The sequence below is a fragment of the Luteolibacter sp. Populi genome (genome assembly GCF_040801775.1).
Taxonomy (GTDB): domain Bacteria; phylum Verrucomicrobiota; class Verrucomicrobiia; order Verrucomicrobiales; family Akkermansiaceae; genus Haloferula.
On record NZ_CP161812.1, the window covers coordinates 4,112,629 to 4,131,507 of the forward strand.

General features: G+C 63.7%; 15 protein-coding genes. 6 read left to right on the top strand and 9 right to left on the bottom strand.

Annotated features, from left to right (window positions below; genetic code table 11):
• Positions 1 to 81 precede the first annotated feature (81 nt).
• Positions 82 to 978, top strand: a complete 897-nt coding sequence (locus ABWK72_RS16815) for a PEP-CTERM sorting domain-containing protein (RefSeq protein WP_367870727.1) — start codon at positions 82 to 84, stop codon at positions 976 to 978.
• Between the two features lie 150 nt (positions 979 to 1,128).
• Positions 1,129 to 1,905 carry a hypothetical protein gene (locus ABWK72_RS16820; RefSeq protein WP_367870728.1) on the top strand — a complete coding sequence of 259 codons (777 nt, stop codon included), beginning with the start codon at positions 1,129 to 1,131 and terminating at the stop codon, positions 1,903 to 1,905.
• A 34-nt stretch (positions 1,906 to 1,939) separates the two neighbouring features.
• Here the strand turns inward: ABWK72_RS16820 and ABWK72_RS16825 are convergent, their stop codons facing one another.
• From ABWK72_RS16825 to ABWK72_RS16835, 3 genes are read right to left on the bottom strand one after another with little or no spacing between them, the layout of a single operon-like run.
• Entirely contained in the window at positions 1,940 to 2,926 is a 987-nt protein-coding gene (locus tag ABWK72_RS16825; RefSeq protein WP_367870729.1) for a type II secretion system F family protein, read from the bottom strand.
• Between the two features lie 60 nt (positions 2,927 to 2,986).
• Positions 2,987 to 3,460, bottom strand: coding sequence for a hypothetical protein (locus ABWK72_RS16830; protein ID WP_367870730.1), 474 nt, complete (start codon positions 3,458 to 3,460; stop codon positions 2,987 to 2,989).
• 10 nt (positions 3,461 to 3,470) lie between these two features.
• The gene (locus ABWK72_RS16835; protein WP_367870731.1) at positions 3,471 to 3,950 is read right to left on the bottom strand and encodes a cupin domain-containing protein; all 480 of its coding nucleotides are present in this window, start codon (positions 3,948 to 3,950) and stop codon (positions 3,471 to 3,473) included.
• Between the two features lie 260 nt (positions 3,951 to 4,210).
• Here ABWK72_RS16835 and ABWK72_RS16840 point away from each other — a divergent pair, with 260 nt between their 5' ends.
• On the top strand, positions 4,211 to 5,632 hold the full coding sequence (locus tag ABWK72_RS16840) for an IS4 family transposase (RefSeq protein ID WP_367870643.1): 1,422 nt from the start codon (positions 4,211 to 4,213) through the stop codon (positions 5,630 to 5,632).
• Positions 5,633 to 5,873: 241 nt separating this feature from the next.
• Here the strand turns inward: ABWK72_RS16840 and ABWK72_RS16845 are convergent, their stop codons facing one another.
• The gene (locus ABWK72_RS16845) at positions 5,874 to 7,745 is read right to left on the bottom strand and encodes a rhamnogalacturonan lyase (protein ID WP_367870732.1); all 1,872 of its coding nucleotides are present in this window, start codon (positions 7,743 to 7,745) and stop codon (positions 5,874 to 5,876) included.
• Between the two features lie 154 nt (positions 7,746 to 7,899).
• Here ABWK72_RS16845 and ABWK72_RS16850 point away from each other — a divergent pair, with 154 nt between their 5' ends.
• The 3 genes from ABWK72_RS16850 to ABWK72_RS16860 all read left to right on the top strand — a co-directional run bounded on the left by ABWK72_RS16850 (position 7,900) and on the right by ABWK72_RS16860 (position 11,397).
• Positions 7,900 to 9,099, top strand: a complete 1,200-nt coding sequence (locus tag ABWK72_RS16850) for a glycosyltransferase family 4 protein (RefSeq protein WP_367870733.1) — start codon at positions 7,900 to 7,902, stop codon at positions 9,097 to 9,099.
• 3 nt (positions 9,100 to 9,102) lie between these two features.
• Positions 9,103 to 9,891, top strand: coding sequence for a PIG-L deacetylase family protein (locus ABWK72_RS16855; RefSeq protein ID WP_367870734.1), 789 nt, complete (start codon positions 9,103 to 9,105; stop codon positions 9,889 to 9,891).
• Positions 9,892 to 9,996: 105 nt separating this feature from the next.
• Positions 9,997 to 11,397, top strand: a complete 1,401-nt coding sequence (locus ABWK72_RS16860; RefSeq protein WP_367870735.1) for a TonB-dependent receptor — start codon at positions 9,997 to 9,999, stop codon at positions 11,395 to 11,397.
• A 266-nt stretch (positions 11,398 to 11,663) separates the two neighbouring features.
• Here the strand turns inward: ABWK72_RS16860 and ABWK72_RS16865 are convergent, their stop codons facing one another.
• The 5 genes from ABWK72_RS16865 to ABWK72_RS16885 all read right to left on the bottom strand — a co-directional run bounded on the left by ABWK72_RS16865 (position 11,664) and on the right by ABWK72_RS16885 (position 18,783).
• The gene (locus ABWK72_RS16865) at positions 11,664 to 14,861 is read right to left on the bottom strand and encodes a LamG-like jellyroll fold domain-containing protein (RefSeq protein WP_367870736.1); all 3,198 of its coding nucleotides are present in this window, start codon (positions 14,859 to 14,861) and stop codon (positions 11,664 to 11,666) included.
• 330 nt (positions 14,862 to 15,191) lie between these two features.
• Positions 15,192 to 15,794 carry a response regulator gene (locus tag ABWK72_RS16870; protein ID WP_367870737.1) on the bottom strand — a complete coding sequence of 201 codons (603 nt, stop codon included), beginning with the start codon at positions 15,792 to 15,794 and terminating at the stop codon, positions 15,192 to 15,194.
• 55 nt (positions 15,795 to 15,849) lie between these two features.
• The gene (locus ABWK72_RS16875; RefSeq protein ID WP_367870738.1) at positions 15,850 to 17,448 is read right to left on the bottom strand and encodes a sensor histidine kinase; all 1,599 of its coding nucleotides are present in this window, start codon (positions 17,446 to 17,448) and stop codon (positions 15,850 to 15,852) included.
• A gap of 67 nt (positions 17,449 to 17,515) precedes the next feature.
• Positions 17,516 to 18,376 (bottom strand): GNAT family N-acetyltransferase, encoded by an 861-nt coding sequence (locus ABWK72_RS16880; RefSeq protein WP_367870739.1) that lies wholly within the window; start codon positions 18,374 to 18,376, stop codon positions 17,516 to 17,518.
• A 50-nt stretch (positions 18,377 to 18,426) separates the two neighbouring features.
• The gene (locus ABWK72_RS16885) at positions 18,427 to 18,783 is read right to left on the bottom strand and encodes a hypothetical protein (RefSeq protein WP_367870740.1); all 357 of its coding nucleotides are present in this window, start codon (positions 18,781 to 18,783) and stop codon (positions 18,427 to 18,429) included.
• Between the last annotated feature and the right edge of the window lie 96 nt (positions 18,784 to 18,879).

Below are 18,879 nucleotides of genomic sequence, written 5' to 3' on the forward strand. Positions count from 1 at the left end.
ATGGTAAGGTGTGTTTGAATTCAGACTTGCCAAAAAACTGCGTAAAGTTTAGTAAAAAGGGAGTTCCTCCCTTGGTTTTTTATGAAGTTTGCCCTCCCTCGCATTCTTGCGCTCTCTTTGTTGGCTGGTTCCGCCTCCGGGGCGGTGATCAATTTCGACTTCAATTTGGGAGGCGTGGACGCGAATGTCCCTCTCGACACGTATGTGGGTCTGGCTGCCGCTCCGGATTCAGCGGGTAGCGGGGCGATTTGGAACAGCGTGCGCCGGACCGGCAGCACCAGCATTTCGTCGAGCAATCACCTCAATACCCATGTCGGTCCCACTTTGACCCCGACCCGGGACTCCACCGGGGTGGCGACCACTGCCAGTGTGACGATCGCCGGCGAGGGGATCGGCCTGATCAACTCCCACATCGGACACCAGCAATCGGTGGGCAATCAGGAATTGGGCGGTGGCTCTCTTACCGACCTGATGGGGGATTTCATCGTGGTCGATTCGGATGGCGGCAATGGTACCGTCGGGACCGCTTACGGGACAATCGCCGGTCTGGCGGCCAACGCGTACTACGATATTTATTTTTATGGCCAAGGTTCGGCCAACCCGACGCCCGGGGACTCCGGTGACGGTCAGAACAGCCTGTTCGCAATCACCGGGACCTTTGGCGGTTCGTTGGTCGGACCGGCGGAACAAACCGGCTGGGATGGCGTGAATGGCGGCAACGGGACGCTGACGGAAGGCGCGGAATTCGTGAAATTCTCGATCCAGACGAACAATCTCGGGGAGGTCTTCTTCATGTGGCAGAACGTGGTGACGGGCCCGGGCGGGAATGTCCTTACGGATGCGGTGCCGAACGGGGTGAATGGCGGCTCGCGCGCCGGAGCCCTGAATGCGATTCAGATCGTCAGTGTTCCCGAGCCCTCGGCGGTCCTGCTGGGTGCCTTGGGGATGCTCGGTGTCTTGGTCCGCCGCCGCCGCTAAGCGAGTTCAGGCCCGGTGAATGCGGGGTGGGAAGCGGACTTATTGCCGTGGCATGGGGGTAGCTCCGAGCGGCGATCCCACGTGATCGCGTAGCTAGGCAAGAGAGCTGCGATTTTTTAGAAAGCGGGCTGCTGGACCACCCCCCTTGCCATGCGATCCCCCCTTGCTTTCATCCTGGCCGCTGCATGCCCCTGCATCGCGCAGGCCGCCGTCGTGAACATCGACTTCAGCGCGGGTTCCGCGCCGATCACCTACGCCGGCCAGGCTGCCGCGGCCGATCCCGCAGGTTCCGCGGCCATCTGGAACGCCGTCGGGCGGGATGGTTCGAAGGACCGCGTGGCCCAGCCGGCTCTGGTCGATTCGCTCGGGGTCTCGACCTCGATCACCCTCTCGCTGGGGATCAGCGGCAGCCATGCCAGCGTGGACGGCGACTTGGAGCACAGCGGCGGGTACGATGCCCTGATGTCCGACTATGTGTACGTGAATTCCGGGTCATCCTCGCTGGTCACGACCAGCACGGGGGTCATTTCCGGGCTCGGCGCATTCGATGTCTACGACCTCTACTTTTACGGCCAAGGCGACAAGTTTGCCGGCAATACCTTCGCCGGCCAGAACTCGCTCTTCACCATCGGCGGGACCTCCCGGCAGACTTCCTGGGACGGCGTGCAAGGCGGCGATGGCAGCCTGGCCGAAGGGACCGAGTATGTGAAGTTCACCGTCTCCGCCGATGCCGACGGGCGGATCGAATTCCTGTGGTCGAACGTGGTGGCCGGCGTGAACACCGATGCGGATGCCGATGGCTCGGCTTCGCGATATGCGGGCTTCAATGCCCTGCAGATCGTGCACAATCCGAGTCCGATCCCGGAGGCTTCGAGCGCCTTGCTTGCGGGATTGGGGGCGTTGGGGCTGTTGCGGCGGCGGCGGTGATTTCCGCCGGCCGAGAGAGACCCCCAGGTGAGGGCTATTCGAAGCCCTCAAGACCGCTGTACATGTTGGCGTAGCTCGAAATGATCGTCGACGCGATGTAGAGCAGGATGATGAAGTAGGCGATCTTCGGCAGCCAATTCGCCAGGGTTTGGGTTCCGCGGGCGGCGTCGTCCTGATAGACCTTCTCCCAGCGCGCCAGATCCTTGTCGAGGCTGCCGGATTCTTCCGCGGTGGCGTAGGAGCGGGCGAAGGCGGAGGGGAAGGCACCGCTGCTCATGAAGATCGGGCCGAGTGCGCCGCCGTCCTTGAGGACTTCCGTCATCATGGCGGCGGCCTTCTTGATATTGCCGCTGCGGGAGGCATCCGCGGCGGTCTGGGCGGTCTCGCGCATCGGCAGGCCCGCGAGGAGGGCGGTGTGATAGACCTTGGTGAAGCGCGCCATCACCATGGCCCGCCGTGCGCCGCCGACGAGGGGGATGCGCTGGATCAGCAGGTCGAGCGAGGGGTTGTTCGCCGCGGCGTTGAGGACTGCCTTGATGCCCAGCCATGCCAGGAAGAGAATGATGTAGAGGGCGAGCAGGGTGGCTGCCAGCTTCAGCAGCATTTCGGAAAATTCGCCGCCACCTTGGAAGTGCTTCACCAGGAAGGACACGAAGATTCCGAGATGCAGCATGACCAAGGGATAGACCATCGCGACGGCGGCTTCCTTGCGGGCCTTTGCCAGCATTTCGAAGTAGTCCGCGAGGTGCTGGAAGGCCGGGGCCAGGCGGCCGCCGCGTTCGCCCGCGGCGATGATGCTGCGCTCCATCCCGGTGATGGCCTTCGGATCGCGAGCGAAGGCATCGGCGATCGACTTGCCTGCTTCCAGATCGGCGTCCATCGCCTTGAGCAGGGCGGTCTGGCCGGCGGGCAAGCGGGTATCGAGCATCACGCGGGCCGCCTCCCGGATGCCGAAGCCCGCCTCCAGCAGTTTTGCGATCTCGGTGTAGAAAAGCTGCTTCTGCGCGGAGGAAAATGACATCGGGCTTACTGGGCAGGCTGACAGGGAGCACCGCCCGCGCAAGGTGATAAAGAGGAAGCTTCAGCGCTCCGGCTTGGCTGGCGGAGGCTCGTGGTGTTCCGCGGCGATGGCGGAGAGGCCGGCGCTGTAGGTGAAGACGGCGTGGGGATCCTGCGCGTTGATCGTCAGTCCGGCCGTGTCCTCGTCCTTGCCACCCCCGGCCGGGATATAGGCGACGTAGTGGAGGCCGCCGAGCATTCCGGGGACGTTGCGGGGCTCTTCATCGGCGAGCCTCGTGAAGGTGATTTTTTCGCCGATGGTCTTCTTGCCCTTCACCACGGCGACGATGGTCGCGCCGATATCGATCTGGCGGAGGATGTTGTTCAGGCGCTTGACCTCGACCTTGTGGTAGCAGACCAGGTAGATCTCCTTGGATTCATGGAGCGTCCGGTGGAATGCGGTCTCGTGGCTGTCGACTTCGCCCAAGGGACCGGCTTGAACGCCGCCGGCCAGGAGCAGGAGCAGGAGGGAGAGGGCTGAAAGAAGGACTTTCATGGAACTGTCTCTACTCCTCGCCGTCGAAGTAGTCCAGCGGGTCCGACCTCAAGATCCGTTTCTCCGGGATGGGCACGCTCCACTTGTTACTATCCGGGTAGTAGCAAGCCTCGCCGAGCGGATTGTCCGCGACGACGTAGAGGATCAGGTCCGCGGCGCTGTCGTTGCCGAGCTGGTGGGGTTCGTTCGGCTTGAAGAGGAAGGCGTCGCCGGGTTCGATCCGGGTGGTGCCCTCCTGGTGGCGGACCCAGCCTTCGCCCGAGATCACGTGGTAGAATTCCCACTGGGCGCTGTGCGAGTGGTAGGGGTAGGGAGTCTGTCCGGGCGGGATGCGCAGGATCTCGATGTCGAAGGGGTGGCGCTCCATCAGGTCCGTGGACATCGGATTGCGGCCGAGTTCCTCGGAGACTTCCTTGCCGGCACCGGTGAACTTGCCGTTCGGGGAGGTCCAGGTGAACTCGGGGATGGTGGCAGTGTTGACCTTGTGCATGAGAAGGGCGGGATGATGCCATTCGGGGTCTCCGTGGCAAGACGGCGGGAGGTCGGTCAATGCCGAGCGTGCCCGTGAAACGAGCCTCCCGGTCCCCCTTCAGGGGACGTAACCCGTACGACACCCTACCCCGGGCGATGCCCTGACCTTTATACACAAGTCCGCGCTCCGGCATGAAATCCGCCGGTGCAGTTTGCGGGAAATAAATCTGTACGAGTGTTTGAAGCCCTGCACAATGCACGCGCTGTTGGATTTTTGGCGTGGCTGACGACATTACAGGCGAGTTCGGCAACGCGGATCTGAAGGATACGCGGCGCGACCGGCGCTTGCCCAAAGTCGCCGCGGCGCTCGCCGCCTTTCCTTCCAAAAGCATTGCCGCCGCCACCGGCGGCAGTGGCGAGATGACGGCGGCCTACCGCCTGCTCAATTGTCCCGACGTCACCGCCGCGGCCGTGCTGGCCCCGCACCGCGAGGCCACCATCGCCCGCTGCGCGGCGCACCGCCGCGTGGTGGTGTCGCAGGACACCACCGAGCTGGATTTCACGCACATGACGGCCACCACCGGTCTGGGCCCGCTCAACGACAAGAACCGCAAGGGTCTCTACCTGCACGCGCTTTACGCGGTCTCGGGCGAGGGCCTGCCGCTTGGCACCCTCGATGCGGCGATGATCATCCGCGATCCCGCCACCTTTGGCGATGCCAAGGTCCCGCACAAGCGGCGGCCGGGTAGTGACAAGGAAAGCCGGCGCTGGGTCGAAGGCTATGAAAAGACCAATGAAGTGGCCGTGCTGCTGCCGGACTGCGAGGTGATCTCGGTGGGCGACCGCGAGGGCGATATCTTCGAACTCTATGCCGCATGGCACGCTGCCGTGGAGCGGGGCGGCCCCTGCGCCGGGTGGATCATCCGCGCCAACCAGGACCGCGCCCTGACAGGCACGCTGCATGATAACCCGGCGAAGCTCTTCGCGGCGCTCGCCGCGGCACCGCTGCTCGGCACCCATTCCTTTGAAGTGCCGGCCTGGAAGGGCACCAAAAAGGTCAAGGGCAACCGGGTGCCCTCGCAGCGCAGCGCGCGCACGGTATGCCAGGAAGTGCGGGTGATGGAAGTCACCCCGCGCCCGCCCTACCGCAAGGGCGTCAAGCTGCCGCGGGTCTCCTTCTGGGCGGTGCTGGCGGAAGAACGCGATCCGCCGGACGGGGAAGATCCGGTGCGCTGGCTGCTGTTGACCAGCAAGCCGGTGGCGACCCTTGAAGAAGCGCTGGAGATCATCGGGCTTTACCGGCGGCGCTGGGACATCGAGGTCTTCCATAGGGTCCTCAAGACCGGCTGCCGGGTGGAACGCATCCAGCTCAAGAGCGGGCAGGCGCTGTGCAACGCGCTGGCGATCCATCTGGTGGTCGCGTGGCGGATCCTTTACCTGACTCATCTCGGGCGCGTGGTCCCCGACTTGCCCTGCGGCAGCGTGTTCGAGGAAGCCGAGTGGCGATCGGCGTGCGCCGTGGCCAAACGCGACAAGGCGGCGGGCGAGCCGTCGCTTGCCGAGTTCATCCGCATCGTCGGCAAGCTCGGCGGCCACCTCGGGCGCAAGGGCGACGGGCCGCCCGGTGCACAATCCCTGTGGCAGGGGCTGGCTCGGGTGAGGGACTTCGCGTGCGCGTGGCGCGCCTTTCACGACGAGTGAAAGGGCCCCGGAGGAAGGCGGGCGGCTCAGCCGCACCGCCCGCCCGCGCGTGCCCGGATGACGCGTGCCACGCCGGAAGCGGAGGCCTCGTGCTGGCAAGCAGTGATCCACTCGCCGCCGTGACGAGCGACGGCCGCGCGGACTTGTGTATAAAGGTCAGGGTTTCACCCGGGGCTATCTCCCGTCCGCCTCTTCGAGGCTCTTGAAATAGGTCCAGCGCTCCGGCAAGCGCCATCCGAACTCACTCCGCTTTTCCGGCGACCTTCTTTTCGGTGGCCATGCCCTCGCCGAGGAAGAAGGAGGGATGGGGCGGCTTGTTGTAGGAGACGTTTTGCCAAGCGATCGAGAGGCGGTACTGCGGGTCCTGCATGAGGGTCACGAGGCGGTGCCGGGTGGGGATGGTGGTGGTGTAGAGGCGCAGCGATTTTCCTTCGGGGCCGGGCAGGAGCAGTTCCTCCCGCCAATCGCCTAACAGGTCGGCGGCGAGGGTCGGGCGCATGCCGGCGTAGCGGCTGCGGCGCTCGGCGGGGGAGGCGTCGAAGATCTTCTCCTCCTGCCCGGATTCGGGTTTCCACTTGAAGATGCCGAAGCCGCCGTAGATCTCGCGCAGGAGGTCGCCATCCCACCAGATGACCCAGTTGGAGTGGCGGGGCTTGGGGCCGATTTCCTCGCCCTTCACGGTGCGGAGGCCGCCGGGGCCGCCCCAGACTTCCGCGCCGGGGTGGCGAGGGTCGATGTCCGCGACCGAGCCATCGCTGATGTCCACGCCCGGGCTGTGGGTCCAGAGCGGCGCGCCGGTTTTCGCGTCGTGCATGCCGGCACCGGGAGTCTGGAAGCGCACGGTGTCTTCCTCGTTTTCGGTCACGAGGTAGAGTTCGAGACCGGGGCGGGAGGGATCGAAATCGCTGACTTGGATCGCATCGCCGTGGCGGCGCCCGGTGGAGTAGAGGCCCTGGCCGTTGTCATCGACGGTCATGGCTTGGTAGAGGATCTCGTCCTTGCCGTCGGCATCGACATCCGCGACCGAGAGCGCGTGGCCGCCCATGCCGGAGAAGGGCGAGGCATCGTCGAAGGGCGGCCGGGAGATGCCGGAATCGAAGACCCAGCGCGACTTCAGCTCGCCGCCGCGCCAGTCCCAGGCGGCCATCACGATCCGCCCGTAGACGCCGCGGCACATCACCAGGCTCGGATGCTGGCCATCAAGGTAGGCCACGCAGGCGAGGAAGCGGTCGCAGCGGTTGCCATAGCTGTCGTTGCCGCCGTTGCCCCCTTTGCCGCCCCAACCATCGATGGGATCGCGGCCGGGAATGTAGTCCACCGTCTTGAGCGCCGCGCCGGTCTTGCCGTCGAAGATCGTGAGGTATTCCGGTCCGGTGAGGATGCGGCCATATTTCTGCGAGCGTTCTTCCTTGTTGCGCCAGTCCTTGTCCTTGTCGCCGATGATCTTGCCGGTGCCGTCCTTGGTGCCGTCGGCGGTCTTGCAGGCCAGCTCGGCGCGGCCATCGCCGTCGAGGTCGTAGACCAAGAACTGGGTGTAGTGCTCGCCCTCGCGGATGTTGATGCCGAGGTCGATCCGCCAGAGCCGGGTGCCGTCGAGCTTGTAGGCGTCCAGGACGGGAGTGCCGGTGATGCCGTTGAAGGAGTTGTCCTTCCCGTTGGAAGTCTGGTGGAGGATGATCTCGTACTCGCCATCGCCATCGAGATCCGCCGCCGAGGCATCGCCGGGACGGTAGCCGGGGATCGTCTGGATCGGGATTTCGAGGTAGGGCTGGGCGAGGACCTTGGCCGGGCGGCCGGGGGAGCCCTCGCCTTGCTTGGTGACGGGGCGGACGAGGTAGGCCTCGGCCTTCGCGGCGTCCTTGTCCACGAATTGCGTCGGGCCGTCCAAGGGACTGGTGTTGACCCGGGTTTCCTTGCCCTCGCTGAGCCGGTAGAGATTGAAGGCGGTCCCGGCGGGATCGCTGGCGAGGAGGCGCCAGCCGGTGAAGACCGAGCCGTCCGCCTGCCGGATCGCGACCGTGCCGCGGTCGAGTTTCTCCATCTCGCGCTCGCCGCGGGCCGGGGCGACGAGGATCAGGGCGAGAAGGGCCAAGCAGGAGGAGGGAAGGGACATGAGGATGGAATCCTTCATGAAACCCTTCCCGGGACCAATCCTCTTCTTACCCCTTCGGGGGATAGGGCGATCGGCACAAGCGCTTCCCGCGGCACGCAAAAGAATCGACAACAGCCGCGGGATTCCGGGCAATAGCCCTGACATTCCGCTTCCCATGGCCGTCCCCCTCCCGCAGCCACAGATTCTCGTCGCCCATCCCTGGATGGGCCGCGGCGGTTCCGAGGCGACGGCCATGTGGACCCTGCATGCCTTGCAGGACGTGGCCAGGATCACCTTCACCAGTGCTTCCCCGGTCGATTTCGATAGCTTGAACCGGGTTTACGGCACCCGGGTTTCGCCATCGCGCGTGGAGTTCCTCCAGGCTCCCCGCTTTCCCTGGGTGGAAACGGGGACGAAGTTCGCTTTCTGGCAGCGGGCTTGGTTCGAGCGGTTCTGCAGCCGCGTCGGCGGTCGTTTCGACGCCTGCATCAGCGCTTACAATCCGATCCGCTTCAGCCGCCCGGCGATCCAGTTGATCGGCGACTTCAGCTTCAGCGAGGAATGCCGGCTCGAGCTTTATCCGACGGCCTCGGAGCAAGCGCACCACCGGCCCTCGCTGGTGCGGAAGCTTTATCTGTCTGTCGGCGAGCAGCTCGCCGGGCGCGAGAATCCGGAGAGCATCGGGGCGGGCGATTGCGTGGTGGCCAATTCGCGTTGGACCGCGGGGATCCTGGGGAAGCATTTCCAGCTCACGGACCCGCCGATTCTTTACCCGCCCGCGGCAAAGCACCCGGGTGGCGGCGCGGGAGAGCGCGATCCCCTGGCCTTCGTCTGCATGGGCCGGATCATGCCGGAGAAGGAACTGGAGACGATTATCGTGATTTTGGACAAGGTCCGCGCCGCGGGGCATCCCGTGACCTTGGACCTGGCGGGTCAATTTGGACCCGACCCCTATTCACGGCGCATCCGGGAGATGGCGGAAGAGCGCCGCGACTGGATCGATCTGGTCGGCTTCCTCGATCCGAAGAAGAAGAGCGAGATGTTCGCGACGCGCAGCTACGGCATTCACGCCTGCCGGGTGGAGGCCTTCGGGATTGCGGTGGCGGAGATGGCGGCGGCGGGCTTGATCCCGTTCGTGCCGGCGCATGGCGGCGTGCCGGAGATTGTGGGGAGGGATGAGCTGATTTTCGCGGACGAGGATGACGCGGCGGCGAAGATCTGCGCCCAACTGGCTGACAGATCGGGCGATGTTGCCTTGCGCGCCGGCTTGCAAGCCCGGGTTGCGGGTTTCTGGCCCGAGTGCTTTGCGGAGAACTTGCTCGGCATCGTTGGAAATTTCCTTGGCCGACCTTTGGCCGATACTGCCACCCCCTGAATCATGTGGAGCAAGTTGTGGCAGCGCCTCACGGATCCGCTCTTCTACCGCAAGCGCTTCCTGCAGCTTCGCCGCCCGCTGCTGCCGCCGCGCGCGCCCCGGCCGGTTGCGCTGGATGAGTTGTTGGCTTCGCCGGGGCCGGTGATGGTTTTTATCGCGCATCCGGATGACGAGCTCTTCGCCTCCTGCCTGCTTTGCGAACTGGCGGCGCGCGGGAGGGAAGTTCGGATCATTTGCCTCACGCGGGGTGAAGGCGGGGTGACCGGCGGCGGCACGCGGGAGGATCTGGGTCGTCGGCGGGAAGCGGAATTGCGGACCTCTGCCGCGGCGCTGGGGGTGGTGGAAGTTGGATTTCTCGATCATGTGGACCCGCTGGGGAGGCCCCACCGGACCTATGCGCCGGCGGTTCCGGTGGCCGGGCTCGCCGGGCAGATCCGGCCTTTGTTAGATGGGCCGGAGCTGGCGTTCGCGGTGACGCATGGCAGTGGCGGGGAATACTGGCATCCCGCGCATCTTTTGATTCGCGGGGCGCTCTTTGAAGCGGCGGCGGGACGGTTTCCGATTTTGACGCTGCATGCCTGGCAAGAGGGGCATGCCTTGCCGGGATTGCTGAACCGGGATGATCCGGCGGATCTGATGATCGACGGCGCGCCGCATCGCGAGCGGAGGCTGGCGGCGTTCCGTGCGCATGGCTCGCAGGAGGGATATTTCGCGGGCCATGGCGGGAGTCTGGAGGGGTATGTGGATTTGACAGTAAGGGAGGCGTTTCGCTGTTATGAGACGCAGCGTTGAGAAGAAGGGACTCTTCCGGTCACAAGAGTATCGCCTCTCCCTATGCACGCATTGGGCGAAGCAGTGGCGCGGGAGTTGCTGGTCCCCGCTTAGACCCATGATCCGATGAAAGAAGAAGCCCTCGATACCCACCACAAGGCGCTCAAGATCAACCTTGATACACGCTGGTATGGAACCTTGGCGGAGATCGGGGCGGGGCAGGAGGTGGTGCGCTGGTTCTTCCGGGTCGGCGGCGCGGCCGGAACCGTCGCCAAAAGCATCTCCGCCTATGACATGACGGTGAGCGACGCGATCTACGGCAGCGGCGACCGCTACGTTTCGCGGACCCGCGTGCAAGCGATGCTCGACCGCGAGTTCTCCCTGAATCTCGAGCGGCTGGAAGACAAGCGCGGCGACACCACGGCCTTCTTCGCCTTCGCCGATACGGTGGTGGCGCGGAGTTTCAAGGGCGGCAATGAATGCCACGGCTGGATGGGCGTGAAATTCCAGTCCCGGCCGCGCGACGAGCCGAGTCAGATCCTGATCCATGTGCGGATGCTGGATGCCGAGGCATCGCTGCAGCAGGAGGCGCTCGGCGTGGTCGGTGTCAATCTTCTCTTCGGTGCCTTCTTCCTCCACCACGAACCGGAGCTGCTGGTGGAGAGCCTTCTGGACAAGTTGACCACGGGACGGATCGAGATCGATGTGATCGAGTTCCGCGGCATCGAGTTCCGGTCGGTGGACAACCGGCTGATCAGCCTGAAGCTGGTGCAACTCGGGCTGAGCGGTGCGGCGATGTTCGGGCCGAATCGCGAGGTCCTGCAGCCCTCGGAGATCCTCTACAAGAAGGCGGTGCTGGTGGAGCGCGGCAGCTTCCGGCCGCCGACGCATGTGAATTTCGACATGCTGCACTGCGCCTTGGAGAAGTTCACCGCGGATCCGGATGTGGCGGGCAAGCCGGTGCTGCCGATCTTCGAGCTAACGATGCGCAATTTGCTGGCGGGTGGCAGCGAGGTGGACCGCCGGGATTTCCTGGCCCGCGCCGACTTGCTCGCGGCCTGCGGGATGACGGTGCTGATCTCGGACTACTTCGAGTACTACCGGCTGGCCGCCTACATTTCGTGGCGGACGAAGGAGCGGATCGGGATCGTGATGGGCGCGCCGAGTCTCACCGAGTTGTTCGACGAGAGGTACTACACGCAGTTGCCCGGCGGGATCCTCGAGTCCTTCGGGCGGCTCTTCAAATACAACCTCAAGCTCTACGTCTACCCGCTCAAAAATCCCGACAGCACGCTGACCACGGTGGAGAACCTGGAGGTGGCTCCGGAATTGAAGAAGCTCTACGGCTACCTGGCCGATCGCGGGAGCTTCGTGGGGCTGGACAATTTCAAGCCGGAGTATCTGCCCATCTTCTCGCGGGATGTGCTGAGGAAGATCGCGGTGGGCGATGAATCCTGGGTCGAGATGGTGCCGCCGGAGGTCGCCGCGCTGATCCGGGAGCGGAGGTTTTTCGGGTGGAAGGGGTGAGGGGGGCGAGAGTCCGGAGAGGCGAAGCGCGCTTCAATGATCTCAGATATGAGATTTGAGAAGCAAGGCACCGGGACGATGGGGCCGGGCGGTGCTCCGCGGTCGCAGGGGGGCGTCACCTTGTTAGGGGTTTGGGGGGTGGTCGGGGTCACGTTAGGAGCGCGCTGGGAGATCTAGCGGAGCACGAAAAAAGGCAGGGAGCCCGAACTCCCTGCCTTTGGTTGCGGACCAGATGAGATTCCCCAAATCTCACCGGAGTGGCGGGATCATTGTGCTTCCACGCGGACGAAGACCGTCTTCTCGCCTGGAGTGGCGGTGAGCGTGACCGCCATCGTCTGGACGTCGTCATTGGTGGCGAAGACGGTCTGGCCTGCGGTGGCAGCGGCATCCGTGGCCCAATCCACCAGATTGGTCGAGGTCTTGACGGTGTAGGTGAGACCGCTGACTCCGGGAGCAAGCCGGGTGTATTTGAAGGTACCGGTGACCTTGTTGAGCAGCTCGGTGATCGGATTGACCGAGGCACCGCTGCCGGGATCGAGGCCGAAGGCGAACTCCTCGAAGTTGGTCATTCCGTCGCCGTCCGGATCGGCACCCGAGGCCTTGTCGGGCAAGGCCGGGTAGTTGGTGTTGATCCACGCGGTGAAGGCGCCGGCCGAGGGTGCCATGATGGCCTGAACCTGCGGGGCGAAGAGCTTCTGCTTGTAGATCCGGACATCGTATAACTTGCCCGCGAAGTAGTTGCTGAAGTTCACACCGTCGGTCTGCCGGCCTCCCAGGACCAGGTGCTGGCCGGTGGCCATGTTCATCACATCGCCCAAGGTATTGACGTCATGGGAGAGCACCCCGTCCACGTAGAGGGAGCGAACGCCGGTGATCTGGTCCCAGACGCCGACGAAGTGGTGCCAGTCGTTGTTGTTGACGTTGACGCTGCTGCCCCCGTGGTCCTCGTTGCCGAGGCCGCGGACCGTGAAGCCGGCGACCGGATCCAAGGCCACCCGGCGGACTTGCCAGCCGGCACCGCCTTCGCCGCCCTTGGCGACCCAAGGCGACCATTCTCCCGGGAATCCTTTGGCCCAGAAGGCGACGCTGATCTGATTGCGGCTCTGGTCGTCGAAGGTGGTCTGATAGCCGGCCCCGTCGGTCGTGGCGCTGTTCTGGATCATGACCGCGACATTTCCGGCCGACAGATCGAGGGATTTGCCGCTGAAGCCCGCGGGCACGTCACTCGAGTAGGCGAGCGACGCGGCATTCCCCACCGCGACGCCGTTGTGCACGCCGGGAGCATACCCCGAGGTATCCGCCAGACTTTCCGCGCCGGAAACCCAATGTCCGACGAGCGCAGAGGCAGGATCAGGCATTACCGAGACGGACACGGTGTATTGCTTGATGATCGCAGAGTCCGACGAGGTGATCGTGTAGACGACCGGGTTGGTGAAGTTCTGGACGCTGCCGGAGGGTTTGTCAGCGGTGGCACCGTCACTGAGGGTGTAGGTCGGTGCGAGCGCCGTGACCGAAGAACCGAAGGGAAGGGCCCGCAGGATGATGCTGGTGCCACTGATGGCGGCCTCATTGGGGAAGTTGACGCTGGTGATGTTCGCCGCAGGGGGAATAATCTCAGGATCGGCAATCGTGCCGGGAATCGAGACGTTGTCCAAGCGGGTCCAGCCCCAGTCACCCTTGTTGTAGTCGATGAAGTCGAGGGTGTAGCGCTTGTTCGGGATGATATAGGGTGCCAGCTCGGCTTCGGTGAAACTGCCGTTCTGGTAGCCGCCGCCGTTTTCGGAGCGCCGCTTGCTCAAGACGTAGGTATTGGTGTCCACATCACGCAGGGCCACGCCCGCAAAGCCTCCATTCTGGACCGCGTTTTTGGGAATGGCCGAAGGCCCTCCGACGGGAGGAGCGGCGAGAGACCCTCTTCCGCCGGCCAATTGGAAAGTGAGAGATCCCGAGTTGTCCAAATGGAAAGCCGGAGAACGGCCGAACCGTGATTCCGCGTCATCCGAAAGCGCACGCGGCCCCTCAGGGGTGCCGATGCCACCGGTGTTCCAATCCTGCCACAACGGAAGAGTGCCGGTGACCGGCCAGAACTGGGTCCAGCTTTGCACGCCATCGTTGAAGTTGTAGGTGATCGGGTCGGCATGGATGACCGCCACGGTGTAGGCCTTGGTGCTGTCGTCCTCGGCGGTGATGGTGTAGGTCTGTGGCGTGGAGAAATCCCGGCCGGTTCCGGAAGGATAGAGGTCATCCTCACGGGCAAACGGGGAGACCGTGTAGTAGACGAAGAGGTTCTCCAGGTTCACCGAGCCCGGTACGAATTTAATGATGTTATTACCGGAGATCGCCGCAGGTCCCAGGCCATCGAACTCGAAGGCGAGGATGTCCTTGGCCGAACTCTCGCCCGGGGTCGCGCTGACTACAGCCGAATACGGGCCGCTGCCGCTGCCCTCCTTGGTTGCCAGGACCTTGAAGTCATACGACACGCCATTGGTCAGGGGTTCTTTGATGAGGAACGGCTCGGTGACGATATCGGTCACCGGTGTGCCGCCCAAGCTGGGCGTGGTCGACACCGTGTATTCGGTGGCAAGGGGCACGGGCGTCCAGCTCAGGTTGACCCTCCCGGTGCCCGGCGCCGCCACCAGGCCTTGCGGTGCCGCCAGCGGGATCAGATCGACGACATCCTCCTGCGCGAGCGCGTTGTTGTAGATCCGGACATCGAACAGCTTGCCCGTATAGAAGTGGCTGAGGTTCGGGTAGTCCGTTTGCCTGCCTCCGATGATCAGATGGTTGCCGGGCGACTGGATAAACGTGTCGCCCGGGGCGGTGAGCGCATGGGAGAATACCCCGTCCACGTAAAGCGTGCGGGTGGCTGTGGACGCATCCCAAACGGCCGCGAAATGGTGCCAGTTGGCGTCGTTGACGTTGATGGGGCTGTCCCCGCCGTTGTCATTGGGGACTCCGCGGACGGTAAAGCCGGCACCGGAACTGCCGGCAATGCGGCGGACTTGCCAACCATAGCCGGGACTAAGACCCTCACCGCCCTTGGCGATCCAAGGCGACCAGTCTCCCGGGAATCCTTTGGCCCAGAAGGCAATGGTGATCGTGCTGCCGCTGCCTCCGTCAAAGGTGTTTGCATAGCCAGCGTCGGAGGTGGCGGTATTGGAGATCTGCACTGCGGCACCGTTGCTCAGGTTCAAGGAGCGCAGCGCCGTATCGGTAAAGCCCGGTGGCAGCTCCGTGTCGTAGCTGAGTCCTCCGACATTGCCCACGGCCACGCCATCGTGCAGGCTTGGGTCGGTGAATTCGGACGTGTCGCTCATGTTTTCGGCACCCGAGAACCAGTGGCCGACAAGGTCTGCCCGGGCCTGTGTTCCGGTGCCGAAGAGCATCGCTGCTCCCATCGCCGTGGCGAGCGCGAGAGGTCTCAGATGAGTTCTGAGATATTGAATTCTATCTTTGGGTTTCATGGATGGATTTCCTGCGGTTTTTTCACTCCAGTCAGTGAAGCCGCGGGCTGGCCGAGAGGGTTTCAGACCAAGACCCGAAGCGGGGTTTTTCGTGGGTCAGCTGTGGCAAATGGCTGAATCGAATGATTCTCAGATTGGGCGATCTGAAATGTCACAACAGTGGAGCATTCTGTCCAAAAGGGCGGAATGCGATAGTCCCCAAAACGGGGACAGGGGAGAGGCGGGATGTGCCCGGGAGCGCGGACTTTAGTCCGCCCCATAAGGGCCGCCACCGCCTTGCACAGGACCATCGGGCGGACTAAAGTCCGCGCTCCCGGGGCCTCGGGCCGCTTAGGAGCGATACTTGATAATCGCTTCCACCCTGCTGCGGACGTGGAGCTTGAGGCAGATGCGTTTCACGTAGGTGCGGACGGTTTCCAAAGATATGTCCAGTTGATCCGCCACCTCCTTGTAGATGTAGCCGGACGCCAGCAGCCTGAGGACATCCTTTTCCCGCGGGGTGAGCTTTTCGTTCTCGTCCTCGATGTCCTTCTCCGCGCGGAAGTATTGCGCCACCTTCCTTGCGATGTGGCTGGAGAAAGGAGCGCCGCCCGAGTAAACGTCCCGGATCGCATTGTAGATGTCTTCCGGCGTGCTCGATTTCAAAAGGTAGCCGCTGGCCCCCTCTTTCAGGGCCCGGAAGATGTTATCATCCACCTCGTAGGCAGTTAGCATGACGACTTCCAAGCGTGGCAGCTTCTTCTTGAGATCCCGGATGCAGTCGATGCCGGAGATGCCCGGCAGGTTGATGTCCATGAGCACCACATCCGGGTGATGGGCGGGGATTTTTTCCAAGGCCTCCTCCGCGGAGGATACCGCGAACAGGCAGGTGATGTCCTCCGGCATATCGAGCATTTTGATCAAATGCTCCTGAAGGCGGATATCGTCCTCCACCACAACGACCGTTTTTTTTCCGGGGATCACTGCTGCAAGTCGGTTTGAAGAAAGCTCAGGCGAGCGGAGCTTCCAGGGAAATTTCGAGGCCGTCGTTTCCGAGCGGCCGGATGGTGCACTTGCCCCGGATGGATGCCATCCGCTGGCTGATGCTTTCGAGTCCGAGGCCGGGTTTACCTGCATCCCGGGTAATTCCAACCCCATTGTCGGCAATAGTGATCTTCAGAAGGGTTTCATCAAGCCGGATCGTCATTTTGATCTCGGTGGCGTGGGAGTGCTTCAAGGCGTTGTTGATGGCTTCCTTGACGGCGAGGCTCACGTTGTGACGGAACTCATGGCTGATGGCCATGTTGTGGAATGCGGGCAGGGCGTCGATCCGGCAGCGGATTTCGGCGAGCTTGCACAGCTCGCTGACCAACCTGCAGAGGAAGTCCACGAGTGCCTCCAACTCATTGTTTTTCGGATTCAGCATCCATACGGTTTCGGAGAGCGCGCTGATGAGCTCGCGGGACATCGCGGTGATCTGCCGGAAGGAAGTGCGGGCTTCGTCATCCGCGCTGTTGCTCTCCGCGTAGGCCCCGAGGAGGGAGATGTGGGAGAGCCGCGTGCCGAGGTCGTCGTGGAGGTCCCTGGCGATCCGGAGGCGTTCGTCCGCGATCATTTGCGCTTGTTGCAGATGGCGGCTGATCTTCCTGCGGATCAATTGGCGGCCGACGAGGGTGGACAGGATCGCGACGGCTGCCGCCACGATTCCCCAGAACCAGAAGCTCTTCCAATAGGGCCGCGGCACGTAGACGGATACCGCTGTCACCGAGTTCAAGGAATCCCCCGTGACGGTGAGATCCTCCACCAGGAACCGATAGGATCCCGGTGGCAGGCGTTCGTAGGTGGCCGTGAAATTCCCACCCGCGCTGATGCTGTAAGCCTCTTTCCACTGCGCTTCGAGAATTTCCCCGGGGGTCACAGGCAGGGCATGGATCTCGGTAGCCCAGTCCGCGTGGCCGGCGAGATCATCATCCATGATGACGAGAACCGGGGAGGCTTCGTCGCCCTCATCCAGATGAAGGCCATAGGCCATCGACGGATGCGTGCCGGACTTGATCCAAAAATGAGGCAGGGGCTCGGCGGTGCGGCTGTCGGACATGAAAACCCTCGCCGGGGTCGGGCTGCCGTTTCCCTCCGATTTGATGCTGATTTCCGAAGCGGCGTACATCCCGACCAGGGATGGTGCCCCCGCGGAGGACATGGCCACGGACATGTAGACCGCGTCCGGCGGGACGCTGAAGGTCTCTTTCCTGCGGGTGAATTCAGACTTCTCCAGGGATCCCTTCCAGCCATCGCTGCGTCCGCTGACGGGGAAGGACATCTGGGAGAGTTGGTCGCCCCTCGCGTTGAGGAAGCGGACCATGAAGAACATTTTATCGACCCGGGTGGTCCAATCGTGATCGAGCCCCTCGAGCTTGTATCGCACCGAGAGAGACTGCGGCGCCACCGCGAAGGCCAGCGTCGAAGCGTCATGCGGCACCGTAATCTCCGGTCCATGGAGCGGCGCCGCCGAATGATCGACGAACAGCTCGACCGAAGTGGGACCGGGCTCCCCTCCCGCGATTTGAATGCAGAAGAGGAGGATGAAGTGAAAGGGCCGGAGGAGCATTGATCAGGGCAGAAGTAGAGCCGCCTGAGCGGAGACGCGAGCCGGATTCTTCAGCTCGGACCGGCACCTAGCACTGGATCGAAGGGAAATGAGGCCCTGTGGGTGCGACGTATTCCCCCAGCGACATGTAGGAGAGCAGCTTGCAGGTCCGGTGCCCGCTCGCCAGGGCCTTGCGATAGAGCCCCGGGCGACCCATCGGGCAAATGTAGCGGGCCAGCGGCGGGGGCAAATGCCGGGCGGCTTCGCCTGCCACGGCGAGCAGATCTTCATCGGTCTCCGCCCCGGCGTGGCCGAAGAGGGTGGCGAAGAGATAGGCCACCGCGCGACCGTCGCGGAGGCGGAGGAAACCGGGCACCTGCCAGTCGATCAATTGAGCGGCGTCCTTCACCCGCGGGAAGCCGTAGGCGGCTTGGGAGAGTGCGGCGATGGCGGGCAGGTCGTCCGCCGTCAGGGGCCGGACGGTGGAGTCTTCCTCCCCCGGAGGAAGCGCCTGCATCATGGCTGCGGAGTCGCGCCAAGCGAAGCCCAGCGAGGTGTAGAGGGAGAGCGAGGTGGTGTTCAGCGCTTCCTGGAAAAGCCGGGTCTGGCGGATTTCCCGGCGGCGGGCTTCGTCGATCGCCCATTGCATCAACGCGCGGCCGATGCCTTTCGATTGCACCGCCGGATCGACGGTGATCGGACCGACGCCAGCAACCTCGTCGGCCTGCACCAAGAAGTTCGAGCCGACGATCTTGCCGTCGAGCAGCGCCATCACGCCGGTGTAGTCCGGGCGCTTGACCACCTGGGAGATGATCATCTCCCCGACGGTGGCGTCCGGGATATCGCGTTCGATCCCGCAGCGATCGTGCAGCGCGGAGAATGCCTCGTGGCAGATGCGGGAAAGGACGGGGATTTCCTCCACCGTGGCAGGGACCAGTTCGAGCGCCATGCCCCGTGATTAGGAGGCATGCAGGCGTTGCGCAAGCGGGGGCGTGCGGCTTACCCCTTTCGGACCACCTTGGCCGGGGCGGGTTTCGGATTGCTCCGGAAGCCGTGGGTCCAGCGGTGTTCCCAGACGTGCAGCCACGGATGCGCCCCGTGCTGATCGGGCGCGCTGTAGGCCGAATAGGCGATCGAGGCCACCCACATGGCGGGGACAACGATGAGCGACAGGCCGAGGGTGGCGAAAGCCAGCCAAGCCGCCACGAAGATCATCAGCGAGTTGCCCACGATCAGGATGCCAAAGCCGTCGATGTAGTGGTGTTTGTAGAGGTGCCCCGCTCCCGGCAGCACGCTCAGGAGGGCGGCGATCTTGTTGCGATCCACGCCCTTCCATGCGTCGAACAATTCTTTCATGACGATGAAAACTCCTTTCTCACCCTTCACGCTGGCACAGCCGTGGCGAGGAAGCAAGAACGGGAATTCCCGTGGATCTACCCGAACGGGTATGAA

Coding starts and splice junctions, on each gene's coding strand:
- ABWK72_RS16865 (WP_367870736.1), bottom strand. CDS start 14,861: ATGAAACCCAAAGATAGAATTCAATATCTCAGAACTCATCTGAGACCT.
- ABWK72_RS16830 (WP_367870730.1), bottom strand. CDS start 3,460: ATGAAAGTCCTTCTTTCAGCCCTCTCCCTCCTGCTCCTGCTCCTGGCC.
- ABWK72_RS16850 (WP_367870733.1), top strand. CDS start 7,900: ATGGCCGTCCCCCTCCCGCAGCCACAGATTCTCGTCGCCCATCCCTGG.
- ABWK72_RS16860 (WP_367870735.1), top strand. CDS start 9,997: ATGAAAGAAGAAGCCCTCGATACCCACCACAAGGCGCTCAAGATCAAC.
- ABWK72_RS16825 (WP_367870729.1), bottom strand. CDS start 2,926: ATGTCATTTTCCTCCGCGCAGAAGCAGCTTTTCTACACCGAGATCGCA.
- ABWK72_RS16820 (WP_367870728.1), top strand. CDS start 1,129: ATGCGATCCCCCCTTGCTTTCATCCTGGCCGCTGCATGCCCCTGCATC.
- ABWK72_RS16845 (WP_367870732.1), bottom strand. CDS start 7,745: ATGTCCCTTCCCTCCTCCTGCTTGGCCCTTCTCGCCCTGATCCTCGTC.
- ABWK72_RS16885 (WP_367870740.1), bottom strand. CDS start 18,783: ATGAAAGAATTGTTCGACGCATGGAAGGGCGTGGATCGCAACAAGATC.
- ABWK72_RS16815 (WP_367870727.1), top strand. CDS start 82: ATGAAGTTTGCCCTCCCTCGCATTCTTGCGCTCTCTTTGTTGGCTGGT.
- ABWK72_RS16880 (WP_367870739.1), bottom strand. CDS start 18,376: ATGGCGCTCGAACTGGTCCCTGCCACGGTGGAGGAAATCCCCGTCCTT.
- ABWK72_RS16875 (WP_367870738.1), bottom strand. CDS start 17,448: ATGCTCCTCCGGCCCTTTCACTTCATCCTCCTCTTCTGCATTCAAATC.
- ABWK72_RS16855 (WP_367870734.1), top strand. CDS start 9,103: ATGTGGAGCAAGTTGTGGCAGCGCCTCACGGATCCGCTCTTCTACCGC.
- ABWK72_RS16835 (WP_367870731.1), bottom strand. CDS start 3,950: ATGCACAAGGTCAACACTGCCACCATCCCCGAGTTCACCTGGACCTCC.